Here is an 18,282-nt window from a genome sequence, read left to right on the forward strand (position 1 = left end):
AGAAGGTGCGCGAGCATCCGCCTACGCGACGGTCACAATCTGTCTGGAACGTAAAACCAAATGCTATTCCCCGAATCCTGGCTGAGAAGCTTTGTCGATCCGAAGCTCACGACCGATGAACTGGCCCACGCGCTCACCATGGCCGGCCTCGAAGTCGAAGGCCTGAGCCCGGCGGCGCCCCCCACCACGAAAATCGTCGTGGGCCGTGTGCTCGAAGTCGTCAAGCACCCGGACGCGGACAAGCTCAACGTCACGCAAGTCGATGCCGGCACCGGCGCGACGCTGCAGATCGTATGCGGCGCGCCCAACGTCGCGCCCGGCATCAAGGTGCCCGTGGCGCTCGTGGGCGCCGAGCTGCCGCCCGCCGAAGAAGGCGGCAAGCCTTTCGCGATCAAGCTCTCCAAGCTGCGTGGCGTGGAAAGCCAGGGCATGCTGTGCTCCGCGCGTGAACTGAAGCTCTCGGAAGACCACAGCGGCCTGATGATCCTGCCGGAAAACACGCCGATCGGCCAGGATATCCGCGAAGCGCTGAATCTCGACGACACCATCTTCGAAATCAAGCTCACGCCGAACAAGGCCGATTGCCTTTCGGTGTATGGCATCGCGCGCGAAACGGCCGCGATCACCGGCGCGCCGCTGCAGGCGCCCGTGTATCCGAAGGTCGAAGTGAAGCTCGATGAAAAGCTGCCCGTGAAGATCTCGGCGCCGGACCTGTGCGGCCGCTTCTCGGGCCGCGTGATCCGCGGCGTGAACGCGCACGCGAAGACGCCGATGTGGATGGTCGAGCGCCTCGAGCGTTCGGGCCAGCGCAGCATCTCGGCGCTCGTCGATATTTCGAACTACGTGATGCTCGAACTGGGCCGCCCGTCGCACGTGTTCGATCTCGACAAGATCCACGGCTCGATGGACGTGCGCTGGGGCCGTAAAGGAGAGACGCTCAGGCTGCTCAACGGCAATACCGTCGAAGTCGATGAAACCGTGGGCGTGATCGCCGACGACCGCGAGATCGAAAGCCTCGCGGGCATCATGGGCGGCGACAGCACGGCCGTCACGCTCGACACCACGAACATCTATCTCGAAGCCGCCTTCTGGTGGCCGGACAGCATTCGTGGCCGCTCGCGCCGCTACAACTTCTCGACCGATGCAGGCCATCGCTTCGAGCGCGGCGTGGACTGGTCGACGACTGTCGAGCACATCGAGCGCATCACGCAGCTGATCCTCGATATCTGCGGCGGCGCAGCCGGCCCGATCGACGATCAAACCGTGAACGTGCCTACGCGCGAAGCGGTGAAAATGCGCGTGGCGCGCGCGAACCGCATCATCGGCGTGAAGATCAGTGCCGACGAGATCGCGCAGATTTTCACGCGCCTCGGCCTCGCGTTCACGCGCAGCGTTGACAACGCGGGCGACGAGAGCTTCATCGTCACGCCGCCGCCGTACCGCTTCGACATCGAGATCGAAGAAGACCTGATCGAGGAAGTCGCGCGTATCTACGGCTTCGAAAAGATTCCGGCGTTGCCGCCGGTGGCGCGCAGCGAAATGCGCGCGACCCACGAAACGCGCCGTTCGATCCACGCCATTCGCCACGCGCTCGCCGCGCGCGACTACGCCGAGACGATCAACTTCAGCTTCGTCGATGCCGAATGGGAACAGGACTTCGCGGGCAACGCGAATCCCGTGAAGCTGCTGAACCCGATCGCGAACCAGCTCTCGGTCATGCGCACGACGCTGTTCGGCAGCCTCGTCAACGTGCTGCGCCACAACCTCAACCGCCGCGCCGACCGCGTGCGCGTGTTCGAGGCGGGCCGCGTGTTCCTGCACGATCCGTCGATCAAGGCGAGCGAGATGACGGTGGAAGGCTTCGCACAACCGAAGATGATCGGCGCGCTCGCGTACGGTCCCGCGCTCGAAGAGCAGTGGGGCGCGCAGACGCGCGGCGTGGACTTCTTCGACGTGAAGGGCGATCTCGAAGCGTTGTTCGCATCGCTCGGCGCCGCGAAGACGCCGCGTTTCGTGAAGGCAGAGCACCCCGCGCTGCACCCGGGACGTAGCGCACGCATCGAAGTCGATGGCCGTGCCGTGGGCTGGATCGGCGAGCTGCATCCGCGCTGGATGCAGAAGTACGACCTGCCGCATGCACCGATGCTCTTCGAGGTCGAGGCCGACGCACTGATGGCGCGCGAACTGCCGACGCCAGGCGAAGTCTCGAAATTCCCGCCGGTCCGCCGTGACATCGCTCTCGTTGTCGATCAAAAGATCGAGGTGCAAGCGCTGCTCGACGAGTTCCAGAAGGGCATGCAAGACGAGCCTTGCCGGATTGTGCAGAGGGTTGCGCTGTTCGATGAATTTCGTGCAAAATCAAATACTTCCGGACTTGGCGCGGACGAGAAAAGCCTTGCCTTCCGGGTGACCCTGCAAGATACTGGCGGAACCCTTCAGGACGAAACGGTCGATACGGCCATCAAGTCCCTGGTGGATCGCCTGGCTCGAGTGTATGGCGCCCGGTTGCGCGGATAAGCTTCTCGGCTCTTCACGTACCGACATCGGCTTCCGGTTTGCGAGGTGGCAAGTCAACCCCGCAACCGGCAGCGCGCCATTGCATAGATAGATGAACGAAATGAACTCGAGTGATTTCGAAGCCCTTCTTGCGGCACAGCGTAGCGCCATGATTCGCGACATTCCTGCCTCGTCGGCAAGCGCCACGAACGACACGCCCACGCTGACGAAAGCCGAACTCGCTGAGCTGCTGTTCGACAACGTCGGTCTCAACAAGCGCGAAGCGAAAGACATGGTCGAAGCCTTCTTCGAAGTGATTCGCGACGCGCTTGAAAGCGGCGACAGCGTGAAGCTGTCCGGCTTCGGTAATTTTCAGTTGCGCGACAAACCGCAACGACCCGGCCGCAACCCGAAGACGGGCGAGGCGATACCCATCGCGGCGCGTCGCGTGGTGACGTTCCATGCGAGCCAGAAGTTGAAGGCGCTCGTGGAGAGCGGTGCCGAGGCGAGCTTCCCGCGTTGATGCGTTGAGGTTGTTTGCCCGCGCTGGTGGCAATCTGGCGGGCGTGAACGTATAAGTAGAAATAGCGGACTTCAAGGACCCAGGCGGCGACGCCTCATTGCGCAACCCCCACGACGGCAACCCGGCGATGACATCGACAAGCGAAAAGGTCGTCTTGCCTCCCATACCCGCCAAGCGCTACTTCACCATTGGCGAGGTGAGCGAGCTGTGCGGCGTGAAGCCTCACGTACTGCGGTATTGGGAGCAGGAGTTCACGCAGTTGAAGCCGGTGAAGCGGCGCGGCAATCGTCGCTATTACCAGCATCACGAGGTATTGCTGATCCGTCGCATTCGCGAACTGCTCTACGAGCAGGGGTTCACGATCAACGGCGCGCGCAATCGGCTCGACTCGCATGGGGCGGCAGCCGACGAAGCGGGGCACGCCGAAGCCGTGGGGGCACCGGTTGCCGAAGGCACGACCGCCCTCGTGGACGTCGATCAGTTGCGCAAGGAATTGCTGCATGTGCTCGATCTGCTCGGGCGCTGAAACACCCCGCTGAAGGCATGCATGTGAGTCGTTCACGAATTACGTGCGAAGCGGTTCTAATTAGGGAAACTCTCTGTTATACTTTCTAGCTCTCGGGGCGTAGCGCAGCCTGGTAGCGTACCTGCATGGGGTGCAGGTGGTCGGAGGTTCAAATCCTCTCGCCCCGACCAAGAAAATCAAGGACTTACGGTGAAAGCCGTAAGTCCTTTTTCTTGCCCGCTCAAAATCACCCACACTTCACCCACACACCACACTCGCCCACACCGAAGGGAAGAAGACGAAGGGCTGTAACGTCGCGGTCGTTTTGACACCATTTGGCGCGTTGTCTGTCACGCGTTGATTTCAAGCCTTCGCGCCGGATTTGTCACCGGCGAGGACAAAATGAAGCCGCCCGAAGGCGGCGTGTGCTGTCTGCGCTAGAAGCGTCGTGAAAGGCCGGGAGCAGTGCAGCTCGCGAGGCAGGATTAGCCCGTAACGACGTCCACGGTATCGAACTCGATAAGCAATTCCGCGCCCAGCGTGGCGCTTACAGATGCAATTGGCTTATTGGGGCGGTTCTCTTTGCCGAAATATGATTCTTCGAGCGCGAGGAGCGCGCGCTGATAGTCATGGGAGTCATACTCCGTGAGTACCTTCACGTCGTAGATGATGTTTTGAATGAGGAAATCGCGCGCAAGACAGCGCGTCGCGCCTTTGAATTGGACACGAGCCCGGTCCTTTTTGTTATCGAACATCAGATCGAGTTCTACCATGCTTGCCTCGCGGTCCGCTGAGACGCCCATCAAATACCAGTCGTGAAATGAATTGAATTTCTTGATAACGTCCATCGCGTGACTCCTTTAGGGACTCCAAGGGCTGAACGGCACGACATCGTCCCCACCGTCTCGCACGCCGTTGTTCCAATTGTGCGCATGGGGCTGCAACCCGTTGTGTACGTGGTCAAAATCGAGATCGACGACCGGCTTACCATCATCCCCGTACAATCGCATTTGCCCGCTGCCTGGATTTGTGTACCACGACCCCGGGTCTCCGAGATTCGGAGTTTTGGCTATATCAAATGAATCGCCGTTGACCTGGTCCGGAGAGTACTCGAACGGCTGCGCATCGCTGAGCGGTGTCGACGTGTCGCCATCGGCTAATGCGTCTTCGGCCTGATCTGACTCGCCGTCGCCTCCGGCCACCGCCTCGGCCACGCCCAGCCAATCGAAACCACCTCCGTCGTCTGCCGCGCTGCTGGCCACCTCGTCCGCGAGCGTCGGCGCGGTGCTCACGACCGCCGATGGCCCGCCGTAAGCGCCCCCGTACGGTTCGACGCGTGGCGCCCAGCCACCTCCGCCTGTCTGCGGCCAGCGCTCCGGAGCGGGTGCTGGTCGGTACGTCCTCTGGTTGGCCCCCCAGTCGCGGTTGACAATCGGCACTAGCTTGCGATCCACAACGGCCCGCTTGAGCGCGCACTCGATGCCGGCATTGTCCGCCGGCAGGTTCCAGTGCGCCACGTTCAGCAAATCGCCCAGGAAACGCCGAATTTCGTCCAACGCGGCCTCGCCGGTTATGCTGCGCAGGTCATAGTTCGGCCGGAAGTACCGGCCGAAGGTGCGTTTGTCGTCGGCGATCTGGCGTTCCATCTTCTCGCGCGTGTCGCGATCCGCGAACGGATCCCACCTCTGCCGATAGCTCCAGCCGTGATAGAAGTCGCTCGCGGGCACGAGGGTGCACTGCCAGGTGCCGATGTCCAGCGGGACGTGAAGGCTGTTGTAGCTCATAGGCCAAGCCACCCTTTTCTGTTGCCAGTCGAGAGGCAGATCGTAACGGCGGCAGCTGCGTCGCAGACGCAGCCTGACGAAAATTGACCTTTTTTGACGCTTGAGTGGTGCTTAAAAGAGCCCTCCCGTCTGCGTGCCTGGCTCCCAGTTGGTGATGACCAGCTCGCGGCTCGTCGACGGCCCGCCGCTGTTGTTATTCACGCTGTATTTGATCGAGAGACCAAGCATCGGGAAGCCGTCGAACGCGCGCCGGATGTCTGGATGGTCGTTGACGCTGACCATCACCTTGCCCTTGCACGAACGCATCACGGCCGCCATGCGCTCGTATTCCTCGAACGGGAAAGGCACGCCGTAGCCTTCGGTCTGCCAGTACGGCGGATCACAATAGAAGAACGTGTGCGGCCTGTCGTATCGCGTCATGCATTCCTGCCATGACAGGTTCTCGACGTGCGCGCCCGCGAGTCGCAGATGCGCGGCCGACAGCGCCTCCTCGATGCGCAACAGATTGACGGATGGCGCGGTGGTGGCCGTGCCGAACGTCTGCCCGTCCACCTTGCCGCCGAACGCATGCTGTTGCAGGTAATAGAAGCGTGCCGCGCGCTGGATATCGGTGAGGGTTTCCGGGACTGCGAGCTGGTGCCACTTGAACACCTGCCGGCTCGAAATGGCGTACTTGAACTGGCGCACGAACTCTTCGAGGTGATGCTGCACGACGCGATAGAGGTTCACCAGCTCGCCGTTGATGTCGTTGAGCACTTCGACCGGTGCAGGCATCGGCCGCAGGAAATACAGGGCAGCGCCACCGCAGAATACCTCGACATAGCATTCGTGCTGCGGAAAGAGCGGAATGAGCTGCTCGGCCAGACGGCGCTTGCCGCCGAGCCACGGGATGATCGGTTGTGCCATTTATTTTGCGAATGTTTGATTGGACGTTCTCACCTCCAGTAGGCAGGAGGTGTCCGGGCTTTGGCCCGCATTTGTTCACGGTGGCCGGCCAGTATTCCCCGTGCCCGGCCACCGGTACTGCATTACGCCGTCGTGTTGTCGACAGCCAGATTCAATCTGGTGAGCAGGTTGATGACCGAGGCGACCGCCGAGTTGCCGCCCCGCGAGCCGGTGATCGAAACCGGCGCGGTGATCAGCCCGCCATTGAACAGCGCGATCGACTGCACCGACAGCTTCGGGATGTCGACCATTCCCGATGCCCGGTTGATCCATAGCGGATTATCGATCACGGCTCCCGTGTCGTCGTAACGGGAAAGGATGAGATCCGAACCGGCATTGCCGCCGCCTTCTGCAGAGTTGTTGCGCGCGAGCGTCCATCGCAAGCTGCCGGCGGTGCGGAAGGAAAACTCCGCTACATTGCCTGCTACCGAATTGACGCTAAGCGCTGCGTCGCCGGCGATCGGTGAAACGTTCGAACCACCCGATGTGTGCAAACCCACGCCCGTGTTGTCGATCTCAAGGCCAACCGCGCTCGCAGCCGATACGATGTCGCCAGCGCTCGCGTAGTTACAGCCGACAAACCGGTTCGTGTTGCCGTTCGTCGCGACGATCGCGTGTCCTGCCGGCCCCACACCGTTACTCCATACGAACTGACCGCCGATCCATGTGTTGCGTGCGACGTTAGCCGCATCAATCACCACGCAGTTATTGACCACTTCAAGGTCCAGGGCAATGAACGTGTTGCCATCCACATAGCCGCCCGTCAGGTGCATGGCAGTCTCGGCGTTCCCGAAGCTGCCGAACACCCTTGAGAACTGCAGGTATCGCAACCGGATGGCATCGCCACGGCCGGCATTATTGGCAACAAGGAACAGGTCGCTGTTGTAGACACCATTCAGCTCGATCGCGCAGGCGGGGCCGACTCCGTTCGCAACAGCCGTTGCGTTAAGGTTCGATACACCGACCTTGATCTCGAACTCGTTGAACGCATCGGAACCATCCTCCAGACCGACCTGAAACACCGGTCCCGCGCATGTCCCCTTGAGTCCCATGTCAGTAAATGCGCCGTGGAATGCAGCCTTCTGGCCGGTGCTATCGGTCAACAACCACGCCGGTGCAGTGGCGACGCTGGAAAGGTCAAACACGGCGCGATTCATGCCCGCACCCCTGAAGGTAGCACCCGGTTTCCATGCTGCACCCCAGTCCATGACCACCTGTTGCGTGACGACGTAGGTGCCGGCCGGCGCGTAGCCTTCGATGCCGGTGGCCAGCACGAAGGCGAGCCACGCAAGCACGGCCCTCGTATCGTCGGTTTTCCCGTCCCCCTTCGCGCCGAACTGTTTGAGCGAGATGCGACCGGTGATCTGTAAATGCCATCGGCCGACACCGCCTGCAGCCGACAGTACGGTCGCGCCGTCGATGGTGGCCGTCGAGGTCGCGATGTACTGATATGCGCCGCCACCACCATCGTTGACACCGCCAAAGCCGGTCGCGAACGCGCGCGTGTACTTCGCAACGCTCAGCGCACTGATCTCGGCAACCGAATCCGCCACATAGCTGATGCGGCGCTGCATCTGGGTCGCGAGCGTGCCGCCGTCCCAGCCGATGAGAGATGCACCTGGCGTGCCGTCGCTATGGTCCGTGAGCTGCCCGAGGGGCACCGCATGTCCGCTCTGCGTCGCGGGCGCAGTCTGCCGGCCACCGCCCGAACAGTCGTCCAGCAGCCAGACGCCGTTCCCCTGGTTAAATGCCGGATGCACAATGTATGTGAAATCAGCCACACCGGGCGAGACCAGTTCGCCACCCTGCAGTGGCTGATCGTTCATGCCCAGAATCGGCTTGGGCGGCAGGCCGTCCGGCGCATAGGTGGACGGTCCATCATTGTTGTTTTCAATCTGGACGAGCTGCCGCACGCCGGACACAAGGGTATTGGCCGTCAGCGGCGTCGGGTTCGCCCCCGCATAGGCGTTCTTGACACCGGTGTCGACGAGGACGGTACGCTGCACATTGATCGCGTGAATGGCATCGCGTAGCTGCGTGTACCGTGTGGGGTCGAGCTGGACGCCAGTGGACTCGATCGCGTTTGCGACTTCCTCCTGCAGCGCGTTGAGCCACGCAGCCATCACGAATGTTCCGAGCACCCCTTCTTCGGGGTTGCCGTCATGAAATCTGTTGTCGGGAGAATCGACACGTTGCATGGTCAGTTTCCGGTATAGGCGAAGTAGACGAAGGTGAATGCAGGCTTCAGATCCTTGAAGACCTGTTCGATAACTGGATCGCTGAAGTAATGCAGAGAGTCGCCTGCACCGCTGGTGCCGGCGCGGAAGCGGTAATCAATGGGAGCCGTGCCGGAAACAATGACCTTCCAGACCCAGATGATGTCGGTGACCCAGAGCTGCTCACCGGCACGGCTCACGCCCGCGCTGAAGGGCTGCGGCTCTTCGATCTTGATCGTGTAACCCATGCGCTTCGCGAGCGCCGTGAAATACGGGATCGACAGTCCGCCGGTTTCCCTGACCTTTTCGACGACCGCTTCGACGCGCTGGTCCTGCGTCGCGTTTGTGGCGGGTGTGATGCCGACCACGCGTTCCCAGTCCGAGATCAGTTCGCCGGCATAGAACGGCGTAACGGCCCCGAGTACGACCTCGGCGCTGGTCTGTGCGTCGTCGAGCCCGTCCCCTTCGGCCTCCAGCTGCACCGCGATGCTCTTTGCGTTCGGGTCGTAACTGACAGGCGGCAGAAGTGCGCGCAACAGATCTACGTGTTTCATAGCATGCGCGCCACGCTGAGCTTGCCGAGCTGGCACCACTGCACAACCGTGGCGTCGACCACCGGCGTCAGGTTCGTGGCGGGCGTGACGACAAGGCGATCGGTGACGCCATCGGTGTCTGTTACGACGCCTTCGATGCGGCTCTTGACGTATGCAGCGCCCGGCGGCAGCGCCGCGAAGTATCCCGAGATGGCCGTCTGCACCCTTTGCGTAAGGATGTCGAGCGTTCCGCTGTAAAACGCAATGCGGACATCGTGATCCACGGCCACGATGGTCGGCGCGAGCGCCAGACAGTTCTTGGCGGTCACAGGACGCTGGCTGTCGATAGCGGCTTGCACGGCCGCGATCGTGGCGGCCGAGGGCAGACCGCCGGACGACGTGATGACGACGTCGCACGTACCGAGACCGCGCCGTAACGGATAGACATACGCGGCCGTCACGCCGTCGACATTCATCGCCCAGCGGCGGAAGTCCCACTTGTTTCCGCCCGCTGGTGGCCGGCGGATAACCTCCAGCAGACGGGCGAGCAACTCGCCGTCGGTTTCGTTGTCGGTGCCACCAACCATCCTGACGATTGACGCTGCGCTGTTCACGCCATTCGGTGCCGACAGCAGCGTGAGCGTGGTGCCTGCCGCTGCATTGCCGGCGCTGCCAGCCATCACAGCCTGCGCCGCGAGCGTTAGCGTGCCGTCCGGGCCGATGTCGCCGGTGGCCGTTGTCAGGTACTGCTGCGCTGCAAGTGTCTGCGCGACCACCGTGCCGTTCACAGGCGCGCCAGGCGTCCCGGTCAGCTGAATGCTGCCGCTCGCAGGAACAGCCGATTTCTTCGACAGGCCGCGCACGCGCGCATGCAACAGCAGCGTGTCGGGATCGCACGTATCCGGGAAGATCTGCTTGGCGATCCATTGCTGGTGTTCATACAGACCCTCGATCGCGCTCGACGTCGCATTGGCGCGAATCGCAAAATCGGAATCCGCGCCGGTGTCGGCTTCAGGCAGATCGTCGGAGATATCGCGAAGGATTCCTGCCTGAATCTCGTCGAAGGTTTTGACGGTAAACGACATCACAGCACCTTCACGCGGTGTTTGAAGTGCTGCGGCTTGCCGCTTACGTCGACAACGTCGATCAGCAGCAACAGCCAGCCCGGCTCGATGCTGTTCGCCGTGACCGTCACCGATTGCGCGCGATGATCGTCAATCAGGGGCTGAAGCGCCTGCTCGGTGTACTGCACAGCGAGGCGATGAATGCGTGAGACGTCCTTTTCGCGCTCCAGCTCATGCAGGCGTGAGCCGAGCGTCGGGTCGGCCCAGTAAGAGCCGAGCGGAGTTTCCAGCCGCAGATACACCGCGTTCGAGAGATTCGTGGTGAAACTACCGGAATAGTCGCGTGTGGAAGGATCGAGTGCGGGGTCCATGCCGGAATTGTCCCGGAATGACCCCGTGCGATATCAGCTGTCCGATGTCAGGAGGCAACCACTCAGAGCGGCGGGGTGGTGGTTCCGCCCATGCTGTCTTCGTGATCGTGATGCAGAAGGCTTTTGCCGCCTGCAACCACGTCTTCGGTGACGTGTGCCTCGCCAGCAATCGTCACGGCTGCGCCGCCGTCGGCGCCAGCCTTCGCTGTCATGCCGCCATTGGCCGCAAGCGCACCTGTCACGTTGACCTGTTGGCTTGCGTTGACGGCCGGCGTGTTCGCATTGACCGAGTCCGACGCGTCGATTGTCAGCTTGCCTGTCTTGATGTTGACAGCGTTATCGGCATTGATGTTTAACGTCTGTGTGCTGATGTCGATGACACGCCCCTGGCGCAGCACAATGAAATCACCTTCGCTGGTGTAGATGGCCACTTCGCCAGTTGCGAGACTTTTCTTCCGGTAGGCAGCGTGCTCGGTGGCCACAATGATGCCGTGCGCCGTTTTCCCGCCAACCGGAATCACGACCGCCATCGTGCCGGCCGGTGGATTCGACGTGAAGCCGTAGTGCTGGAACAGCTCATTGTCCTGCAGCGTTTCTCCTGCGACACCCTGGCCCTGTACGAGTTGCACGCCGGCATCGCTGCCCACGATCGAGAGCACCGCGCGGAATGCGAGGCGGATCTTGGACATGGCAATCCTGATACGCCCGTCAACCTTGTCCCACATCGATGATGTCCTCCGGTCCCTTGTTTTTGCCGCGTCGGTGTCTGCGCTGGTGCGGATGCGCATCAAGCGTCCACACACCGTCTTCCTTCAACGTGAGCGTCGTGGTCGAGCCGCCCGTGCGGGCCTTCCTGAAGCGTCGCCCGATCAGGAAGAACACAGCATCGATACCGTGAGGCTCCGAGATCACGTGGATGCGCTGCCCGGGCTTCCACGGCACGCCGTCCGACGTGCGGTGTCCCTTGACGATCGCGGTCAGCGTGAAGCCCTGCAGGCGCGAATCCATCAGAAGCTTTCGCGCACGCGAGATCGCCATGGCCACGCTTGCGCATTCGTGGTCGATCACCACGTGAGGGCGATAGACGCTCACGGCCGGGTCTTTCGCGACACCCTTGATACCGTTCTTGCCAGACTCCTGCGCCGTGCCGTGCATCTGTCCCAGCACCGTCACCTCGGAGTAACGGCCGGCCATCGAACGCTGCCGGCGCAGTGACAGAACGTTGTTACCGCGACCGTTTCGGCGCATGATCAGCGTGGCCACCGGCGGCGTTGTATAGTCCGGCCCACCCACCACCAGCGTGCCGTCCGGATCGAACCACGGCCACAGTCCGTTCGCTTCCGCAGCGTTCGCCAGCACGTGCCAGGCGCGGTCGCCCGGCTCGACGTTGACCTTCTCGCTGGTGTAGGTGCTTGCCGCGCTGATGCGGATTTTGGAAATGCCCAACGGTTTCACCACGTTGGCGATGACCTGCGCGAGCGTCGCCTGCTTTGCCACGAACACCGGCGCACAGCAATCGAGCAGGATGCCGGCGCCATCGCGGCCGGTCAGCACCAGCGTATTGCGATCCTTCGCCGTGTCCTCGTCGATCTCGTCAATGCGGCCGACGAGTATCGTGTCCTTGCCAAGGCGTACCTCGACGGAAGCGCCTTCGAACACCGAATCGGGCAGCGTGCCCTGCGTTGCAGTACCGTCAGGCGGCGACAGCTCGACGCGCCACGCGTCGCCAGGCGTGACCAGGTGTGAGTCGATCTGGTAAGTGGTCCAGTCGCGATGGACGTGGCCGCCGATCAGCAGACTCACCTTGTCCTGGTCGGGATCGGTGACGGCGCTATTTACTGTAGGCATTGAGCACCTCGCCGGGAATCAGGAAATTGGGATTGGTGATCTGCGGATTCAGGCGCGCAAGCTCAGCCGCACGCGTGTAGTCGGCATACCAGCGGAAGGCGGTGAGGTGCAGATTGCCGAACACGGTCACCGTGCGGCTGACAAGCGGTGGCCGTTCGTCGATCACCGTGATCGCAGCGGTCTGCACTGCCAGTGCGATGTCTTTCAGGCTTTCTGTGATCGGCCGATACGTGTCCAGCGCATAGAGCTGGCGATGTGCCTCGATCGCGGCCTGGATGGCCGTGCGCGTGTTGTCGACGATCACCTCGATCTCGGATGGCGACAGCGTCGCGTCGGCCGCTTCGTCCGCGAGGATCGACGAAGCGGTGTCGGCGAGCTGGGCGGCTGCGGCGAGCTGCATGAATGCCTGCGCGACCGCGACGTCGTCGGCATTCGCGTTCACGCCGAGCAGTGCCGAGCTGCTATCGGTCGCCACGCCCGATTCCACAAACTGGGCGGCCGAACTGGTGAGCGCGATGATGCCGGCCTGAACGATGCCCGAGCTGCTCGCCACAGTTGCGTCGCCGCTGCTGATGCCGGCCGGCAGCGCGACTGCGTTCGTCATCTGGTCGCTGAAGCTCTTCCAGTCCGACACGATCGTACCCACGCCGAACGAATGCAGGTCGGATAGCCCGGCGAGAAAGCTCAGGACGTCAGATGCGAATGCCTGCGGGTAATCGACCAGGTCGAGCGTCGTGGCCACGACGTCGGGCACGAGCGTGCCGAGTGCGCCGAGCGTTCCCGTCATGAGATCGCGGAACAGGTTTAACCGGGGCATGTTACTTTGCACCAGCTTTAACGCATCAAGCACCGATGCCAATGCTGAACTCGCGGCCGACCGTACCGTGTCGGTCAGCGCGCTGACTGCTTCTGCCTTCTGCTCGGGCAACTGCTGCACGAAGAATGGGTTGCCTGGCGATGCCTCGATGAAGGCGATTTCGACGATACAGTGGTCCGGGTTCTCTGCGGCGTGCTCGATCGAATAGTCCTCGACCTGCGCCTTCGGAATGCTGCCGAAAACGGGATGGATCAGCTCACCTGAACCCGACTCGTCGAGCGCATCGATAAACGCCTTGAGACGTTCCTCGTAGTCGTCCCCCCAAAACACGGCAGTGACGTGCGTGTCACGCGGGCCACGGCCGAGATCCTCGACGTCGGCACCGTCGAGGTACGGGTATTCGTGTTTTGCAAGGCCACGCTTCGCGGTGTCGCGGGTGCGCACACAGTCAAATGTGACACCGCGAAACGATGCATCCTGCAGCAGGTCTCTCCAGCTCATGTCAATGCCTCAATGCGGCCTGTGCGTTGATCTGGTTGACGGCCTCGGCGACGACATGGCCGTCCATCTGGACTTTCGTGGTGATGTTGATCGGCTGCTGCTGTTTGTTTGCTTCAGCCTTGAACAGGGCATCGCCGATCAGCTTGCCGAGCTTCTCGCCGAGCAGGTCGCCTCCAAAGCCACCGACCAGGCCACCAACGACACCGCCGACCGCCGTTCCGATTCCGGGCACAACAGAACCCATCGCTGCGCCTGCCGCAGCACCGGCGGCCCAGCCGCCGATGCCGCCCGCAGTGCCGCCGGCAACTCGGGCATATTCGCTTTTTTTCTGGGCGTCGCTGAAGCTCGTATCGCGACTGATGCCAAACGCCTCGACACCGCCCGCGAGCAGGGAGAGGGCCGACGAGCCGGCGGGCTTGAGCACGCGGGCGAGCACACCACCATGCTCGCCGGCTGCGGCAGCGAGGCCGAGCACCCGTGACAGGACGCCCCCCGAGCCTCGGGCCGCACGCGCGGCAACCGATGCGCCGGCATGCGCTGCTTCACGGGCAGCAGCACCGCCACCGTGTCCGGTGATGAAGCGCATCATTCCCACGGCCATTAGCACACTCGTGAGGCCCTCGAATGCGACCTTGGTCCCCATGATCGCGGACATCAGACCCGGATACTTGCCACCGTACTGCGTGATGATGTCCGATGCGTTGCCGATTGCCTTGTCCAGACCACGCATCGCATCCATCTCGCCCATTTCGCCGAGCGATTTCGCACGCTCGGTCTTGAACGCGTCCGTGCTCTGCATGACCTCGGCGTCCTTGTCCCCGATGCCCCTTGCGTTCATCGCCCCGGTTTTGATGGCGTTGAATTTCTCCTTGTTGCCGAGGTAGCCCATCAGTGCGAGCATTTCCTGCCGGTTGCGCACCACCTTGCTGATGGCTGAACCCTCGATGATCTGCTCCATGCTCGCGTACAGCGCCTGACGCTCGCCGTCGTCTTTCGCCGAGGCGAGCTTCTTCTTGATGATCTGGTAGTTCTTGTCCTTTGCCATGACCTGTTCGAGGATGTCCCCGAATGCAACCAGGGCGCTCTTGCCGTGGGCGCGTGCGTTGGCGAGCTGGACCCCGAGCGTCTTGCCGAGTTCACGCTTCACGGCATGCGCCGTATCGTTGCTGTTGAGCTTGTTGAGCAGGTCGAGTGCGTTGTTCCCGGCCTCGTCGGGCGTACCCGCTGTTGTCATGGATACTTCGTTTAATGCAATCAGTTCGGACAGACCCTCCATGCCGCCCATGCCGGAGTTCTTGGCTGCGGCCATCTGCTGCGGTAGCCACTTCGCCATCTGCCGCAAGTGGAAACCGCCCATGTGACCGCCCATGATTGCTGCATCGAGCGCAGCCGGGATCTGATCTTCCTTCAGCCCGAATGTCTGGATGCCGCGCATGGCGATGTCGCCGAGTTCGGTTGTGTCCGCGCCTTCCGCCGTGGCATAGCGCTGCAGCACGGGCATCAGCTTGAACGCCTGTTCGTGCGTGATGGCGTTCTGGCCTAGCAATTGCGTCATGGCAGCGGCAATCTCGTCGGGTGTGCCACCGCCTGCGAGGATCGACTGTCTCACGACGTCCCGAAGCTGCTGCATGCCACGTATACGCGCCGGCACATCCTCTTCGTTGAACGCGGTGTTCGCCATCAGCGCGATGCGTTTGTCGAAGTCCATCGTGCGTTCAGCTGGCGCAGCGATGGCTCGCGCGGCTGCCATCCCACCGAGCACAGCCTCACCCGCACGCACGATGCCACCCGCGCCGGCCTGCAGAAAGCGCACACTACGTTCACGCGCGGAAAGACGACCCATCTCCGCATTCAGTTCAGCGACGCGCGACTGCACCTGCGCGAAGGCTCGCGACTGTTCCTCGGCGGACATCATCCCGGACTGGGCAAGTCGCGCGTAGGCAGCTTCGGTGCGCGTGATTTCGCGCTGGATCTCGGCTTCGGACCGGATGCCAAGCGCTTCCCATGCACGGTTAAACCGCTGGTAGTCGCGCAGCCGCTTCGAGAGGCTCGCATCGGTTGCGCGCGCCGTGGCGTCGGCAGTGGCTCTGGCGGTCTGCGCCTGCTGCTCGAAGGCCACGCCGGTGCGCCCAATCTCGCGCTGCACTGCGCGCTCGGCCTGGCCGATTTCCGTTTCGCGCTTCTGCGCGCCGCGTGCACTCGCGTCTGCGACGGCCGACACGGCACCTGTCGCCATGCGTGCGTCGCGCGTGACGTCCTGGAGCATCCGTGAGGCCGGGCGCGAGAGCTCGTCGCGCAGGCGCACCAGCATCGATACGAGAAGGTTTTGCGACATGGCTATTTGCGCTTCCTGCGTCGCGATGAAACGACGCGGCGAGTCTCGGAGGATGAGTGCGAGGCACCTTTCAGTGCCTCGGCCCGTTTGTCATGCAGGCGGCCGATGGCCATCAGATAGGCTTCCAGTTCGACGGTGGTCAGCTTGCCGACCCGGGATTCGCTGAATCCGTACTGTCCGAGGAAGACGACGGCAAGGCGGTAGTCGGCGAGCGCGTGTTCAATGCCTGACGCTTTTTTTTAAGCATGTCGACCACGTTGTGCAGCACGTCGTAATCGTCATCGACCATGTTGCCAGCGATGAACTCATACGTGATGTCCTTCACCGGAATCGTGCCGAGCTTCGTGAGACAGCGCGCGTACATCGCGGTGTTCACACTCAGGTTCGAGAGTGCACCGACCGCTTCAATCGCGGCGATGTTGTCGGCCACCGTGGGCAGGCGCATTTCGAAGTCGAAGTGGATCTCGTCTTCGTATTCGATGCCGTACTTCAGCGTTCCGGATTGCGTGATCGTCATTCCGTCACCTTTCGAAGTGCAGTCATTTTCAGGTCGCGTCTCGCCTCGTTATCGACGCTGTACTTCTCGCTCGCCTCGGTGGTGAAGCAATCGAGATAGCTCACGCGGGGACCGCCCGCCGAGAGCGGCTCGGTCGTGAGCTTCGCGCCCTCGATCGCCTCCCAGTCCAGATCGCCCGATTCGGGAATCACGACGGTCACGCTCAGATCGTATTCCGCAATGCCGCGAGAAAATCCCTTCGCGCGCCCGGTGCGATTCATTGTCTTGACCAGCTTGCGGCCGGTTTTACTCTGGACGTTAAAGTCGATCACCTCGACGTCCTGGCCGTCGACCGTTAGCACAATCGCGCCGACGTATTCTTCCAATGCCATTTGTGGCCTCCGTTAGATAATCAGGTCGATCACACCGGCGAACACGTGCAGACCGGACACCACGTCGCAGGGAATTTTCGCGTTGAGCTGGCCAGCACTCTGCGAGTCGCGCTCGACGATCAGGTTGGCCTTCCACTGGTCGACGTTTTCGATGATCTCCAGCTCTTCGGCCTTGTAGGCCACATCGAGCAACTCGGAACGCACCTTCGGCGGCGTCTTGTCCGACAGCTTGTCGCGCGGGAAACGCAGCGCAATGCGCTGACGCCATGCCTTGCGCATGTAGTCGAGCGTGCGGATCGTCGTCAGGTCCAGGAGCGCCGGATCTTCGATGTCCTGGGCGTCGACCGTATAGGTCGTGATCGCACGCACGATCTGCACCACGTCGCCGGGTCCGACCTCGAAGGGCGTCACACCGTTGTGCAATGCCGCCTCCTGATCCTGTCGGCCAGCCCGCAGCGTGATGTCGGTCACGTCCAGCCCTGTAAGGGCCAGTGTGTTCAGCGGCCGCGCGGGATCTTCCTCGGACGCGATCATCGCCGCGTAGGCCGCCGCGAGCTGGTAGGCGGGCGACATCGATCCGTTGTACCAGCCAAGCGAGATCCGGCCCGCGTTGAGCTGGCCTGCGAGCGTCGTCGCCGTGGCCAGCGTGCCCGGCCAGCCGGCCGCAGCGATCGTGCCGCGCTGTTCGAGCGGTCCGGACACGGCATCAAGGTGCGTGCGCAGTGTCGTGAGCGACGCCTGGGTCGAGAACGGCGCGACGATAATGTCGTGGCCAGCCGCAAACACCGCCGTCAGCGCCGGCTGGATGTCCGGATCGGACAGGCCGCCGGACATGGCCGTCACCGTACCCGTTACACCGTTCGTCTGGCTCACGAATGACAGGACGATGCCGTTGCCGGTCAGCCCTTTGTGCCTTGCCGTGAGCAGGACGTTCACGGGGTTGGCGGGATCAATCGCGGCTGTCACCGGCAGGTCCGGTTGCTGGCCGATCTGCGTGATGAGGTTCGCGGCGATCGCGCCGGCCGTGTCGCCGTTGGCCACCGCGACGACCGCCGAATTGTTGCCGATCCTGATCGTGGCGTTACCCGTGCTGGTTGCCGGACCTGCGATCAGCACGGAACCGGTTGCGGCCACGCCGGCTGCGGCATCGTCCACCGTGATGACGGTCAGTTGCAGGTACGGATTCGCCTTCAGCGCCGATCGCGTCATCAGATGTGCGATCGAGCCGCGACCAAAGGCGACAGCCGCCTGTTCATCGGACGTAATGCCGGCGGCGACAAGAGCTGCAACGGTGCCCGTGGCCAGGCGCTGGCCGATGATCAGCACGCGCTGGAGGTTGCCCGGCAACGCGTTGACTGCGCCGGTCGTGTTGTACTCGAAATACTTGCCCGGCTTGCGAATGCTCGACGGGATGCTGTTGAATGTGACGTTAGGGCTTGCCATCTGTAGAGCCTCC

Annotated in this window: 18 protein-coding genes and 1 tRNA gene; 5 read left to right on the forward strand and 14 right to left on the reverse strand. The window is 62.5% G+C overall.

Features of this window, described 5'->3' with window-relative positions; genetic code table 11:
• The first annotated feature begins 60 nt into the window (after positions 1 to 60).
• The 4 genes from pheT to AB3X98_RS12425 all read left to right on the forward strand — a co-directional run bounded on the left by pheT (position 61) and on the right by AB3X98_RS12425 (position 3,715).
• Complete coding sequence (gene pheT, locus AB3X98_RS12410; protein WP_342945943.1) at positions 61 to 2,517, forward strand: phenylalanine--tRNA ligase subunit beta; 2,457 nt, start codon at positions 61 to 63, stop codon at positions 2,515 to 2,517.
• A 91-nt stretch (positions 2,518 to 2,608) separates the two neighbouring features.
• Positions 2,609 to 3,019 carry an integration host factor subunit alpha gene (locus AB3X98_RS12415; RefSeq protein WP_028204248.1) on the forward strand — a complete coding sequence of 137 codons (411 nt, stop codon included), beginning with the start codon at positions 2,609 to 2,611 and terminating at the stop codon, positions 3,017 to 3,019.
• A 127-nt stretch (positions 3,020 to 3,146) separates the two neighbouring features.
• Entirely contained in the window at positions 3,147 to 3,545 is a 399-nt protein-coding gene (locus AB3X98_RS12420; protein WP_368605885.1) for a MerR family transcriptional regulator, read from the forward strand.
• A 93-nt stretch (positions 3,546 to 3,638) separates the two neighbouring features.
• Positions 3,639 to 3,715, forward strand: a tRNA-Pro gene (locus AB3X98_RS12425).
• A gap of 294 nt (positions 3,716 to 4,009) precedes the next feature.
• Here AB3X98_RS12425 and AB3X98_RS12430 read toward each other — a convergent pair.
• From AB3X98_RS12430 to AB3X98_RS12480, 11 genes are all read right to left on the reverse strand, one after another.
• Positions 4,010 to 4,372, reverse strand: a complete 363-nt coding sequence (locus tag AB3X98_RS12430; RefSeq protein ID WP_368605886.1) for a hypothetical protein — start codon at positions 4,370 to 4,372, stop codon at positions 4,010 to 4,012.
• A gap of 12 nt (positions 4,373 to 4,384) precedes the next feature.
• Complete coding sequence (locus AB3X98_RS12435; RefSeq protein WP_368605887.1) at positions 4,385 to 5,308, reverse strand: hypothetical protein; 924 nt, start codon at positions 5,306 to 5,308, stop codon at positions 4,385 to 4,387.
• Positions 5,309 to 5,419: 111 nt separating this feature from the next.
• Positions 5,420 to 6,214, reverse strand: a complete 795-nt coding sequence (locus AB3X98_RS12440) for a DNA adenine methylase (RefSeq protein WP_368605888.1) — start codon at positions 6,212 to 6,214, stop codon at positions 5,420 to 5,422.
• A gap of 122 nt (positions 6,215 to 6,336) precedes the next feature.
• A complete protein-coding gene (locus AB3X98_RS12445) occupies positions 6,337 to 8,451 on the reverse strand; it encodes a glycosyl hydrolase family 28-related protein (RefSeq protein ID WP_368605889.1) in 2,115 nt (704 codons plus the stop codon).
• A 2-nt stretch (positions 8,452 to 8,453) separates the two neighbouring features.
• Positions 8,454 to 9,023, reverse strand: coding sequence for a YmfQ family protein (locus tag AB3X98_RS12450; RefSeq protein ID WP_368605890.1), 570 nt, complete (start codon positions 9,021 to 9,023; stop codon positions 8,454 to 8,456).
• Entirely contained in the window at positions 9,020 to 10,087 is a 1,068-nt protein-coding gene (locus tag AB3X98_RS12455; protein WP_368605891.1) for a baseplate J/gp47 family protein, read from the reverse strand. The genes AB3X98_RS12450 and AB3X98_RS12455 overlap by 4 nt, the downstream gene beginning before the upstream one ends.
• Positions 10,087 to 10,437: a phage GP46 family protein gene (locus AB3X98_RS12460; RefSeq protein WP_368605892.1), complete on the reverse strand. Its 351-nt coding sequence runs from the start codon at positions 10,435 to 10,437 to the stop codon at positions 10,087 to 10,089. The genes AB3X98_RS12455 and AB3X98_RS12460 overlap by 1 nt, the downstream gene beginning before the upstream one ends.
• Positions 10,438 to 10,499: 62 nt before the next feature.
• Positions 10,500 to 11,162 (reverse strand): phage baseplate assembly protein V, encoded by a 663-nt coding sequence (locus tag AB3X98_RS12465; RefSeq protein WP_368605893.1) that lies wholly within the window; start codon positions 11,160 to 11,162, stop codon positions 10,500 to 10,502.
• A complete protein-coding gene (locus AB3X98_RS12470) occupies positions 11,146 to 12,285 on the reverse strand; it encodes a phage baseplate assembly protein (RefSeq protein ID WP_368605894.1) in 1,140 nt (379 codons plus the stop codon). The genes AB3X98_RS12465 and AB3X98_RS12470 overlap by 17 nt, the downstream gene beginning before the upstream one ends.
• Positions 12,269 to 13,603 (reverse strand): DNA circularization protein, encoded by a 1,335-nt coding sequence (locus AB3X98_RS12475; RefSeq protein ID WP_368605895.1) that lies wholly within the window; start codon positions 13,601 to 13,603, stop codon positions 12,269 to 12,271. The genes AB3X98_RS12470 and AB3X98_RS12475 overlap by 17 nt, the downstream gene beginning before the upstream one ends.
• Position 13,604: 1 nt before the next feature.
• A complete protein-coding gene (locus AB3X98_RS12480) occupies positions 13,605 to 15,233 on the reverse strand; it encodes a phage tail tape measure protein (RefSeq protein WP_368605958.1) in 1,629 nt (542 codons plus the stop codon).
• Between AB3X98_RS12480 and AB3X98_RS12485 the strand changes: the two genes are divergently transcribed.
• A complete protein-coding gene (locus tag AB3X98_RS12485; RefSeq protein ID WP_368605959.1) occupies positions 15,150 to 15,875 on the forward strand; it encodes a hypothetical protein in 726 nt (241 codons plus the stop codon). The two genes, AB3X98_RS12480 and AB3X98_RS12485, sit on opposite strands and share 84 nt — an antisense overlap.
• Before the next feature lie 202 nt (positions 15,876 to 16,077).
• Here AB3X98_RS12485 and AB3X98_RS12490 read toward each other — a convergent pair whose 3' ends face one another.
• The 3 genes from AB3X98_RS12490 to AB3X98_RS12500 are packed head-to-tail and all read right to left on the reverse strand — an operon-like array spanning position 16,078 to position 18,269.
• Positions 16,078 to 16,455, reverse strand: coding sequence for a hypothetical protein (locus AB3X98_RS12490; protein WP_368605896.1), 378 nt, complete (start codon positions 16,453 to 16,455; stop codon positions 16,078 to 16,080).
• Positions 16,452 to 16,826 carry a phage tail protein gene (locus tag AB3X98_RS12495; protein ID WP_368605897.1) on the reverse strand — a complete coding sequence of 125 codons (375 nt, stop codon included), beginning with the start codon at positions 16,824 to 16,826 and terminating at the stop codon, positions 16,452 to 16,454. The genes AB3X98_RS12490 and AB3X98_RS12495 overlap by 4 nt, the downstream gene beginning before the upstream one ends.
• Before the next feature lie 12 nt (positions 16,827 to 16,838).
• Positions 16,839 to 18,269 (reverse strand): phage tail sheath subtilisin-like domain-containing protein, encoded by a 1,431-nt coding sequence (locus AB3X98_RS12500; RefSeq protein WP_368605898.1) that lies wholly within the window; start codon positions 18,267 to 18,269, stop codon positions 16,839 to 16,841.
• Positions 18,270 to 18,282 lie beyond the last annotated feature (13 nt).

Source organism: Paraburkholderia sp. BR14312 (genome assembly GCF_040948675.1).
Lineage (GTDB): Bacteria > Pseudomonadota > Gammaproteobacteria > Burkholderiales > Burkholderiaceae > Paraburkholderia > Paraburkholderia nodosa_A.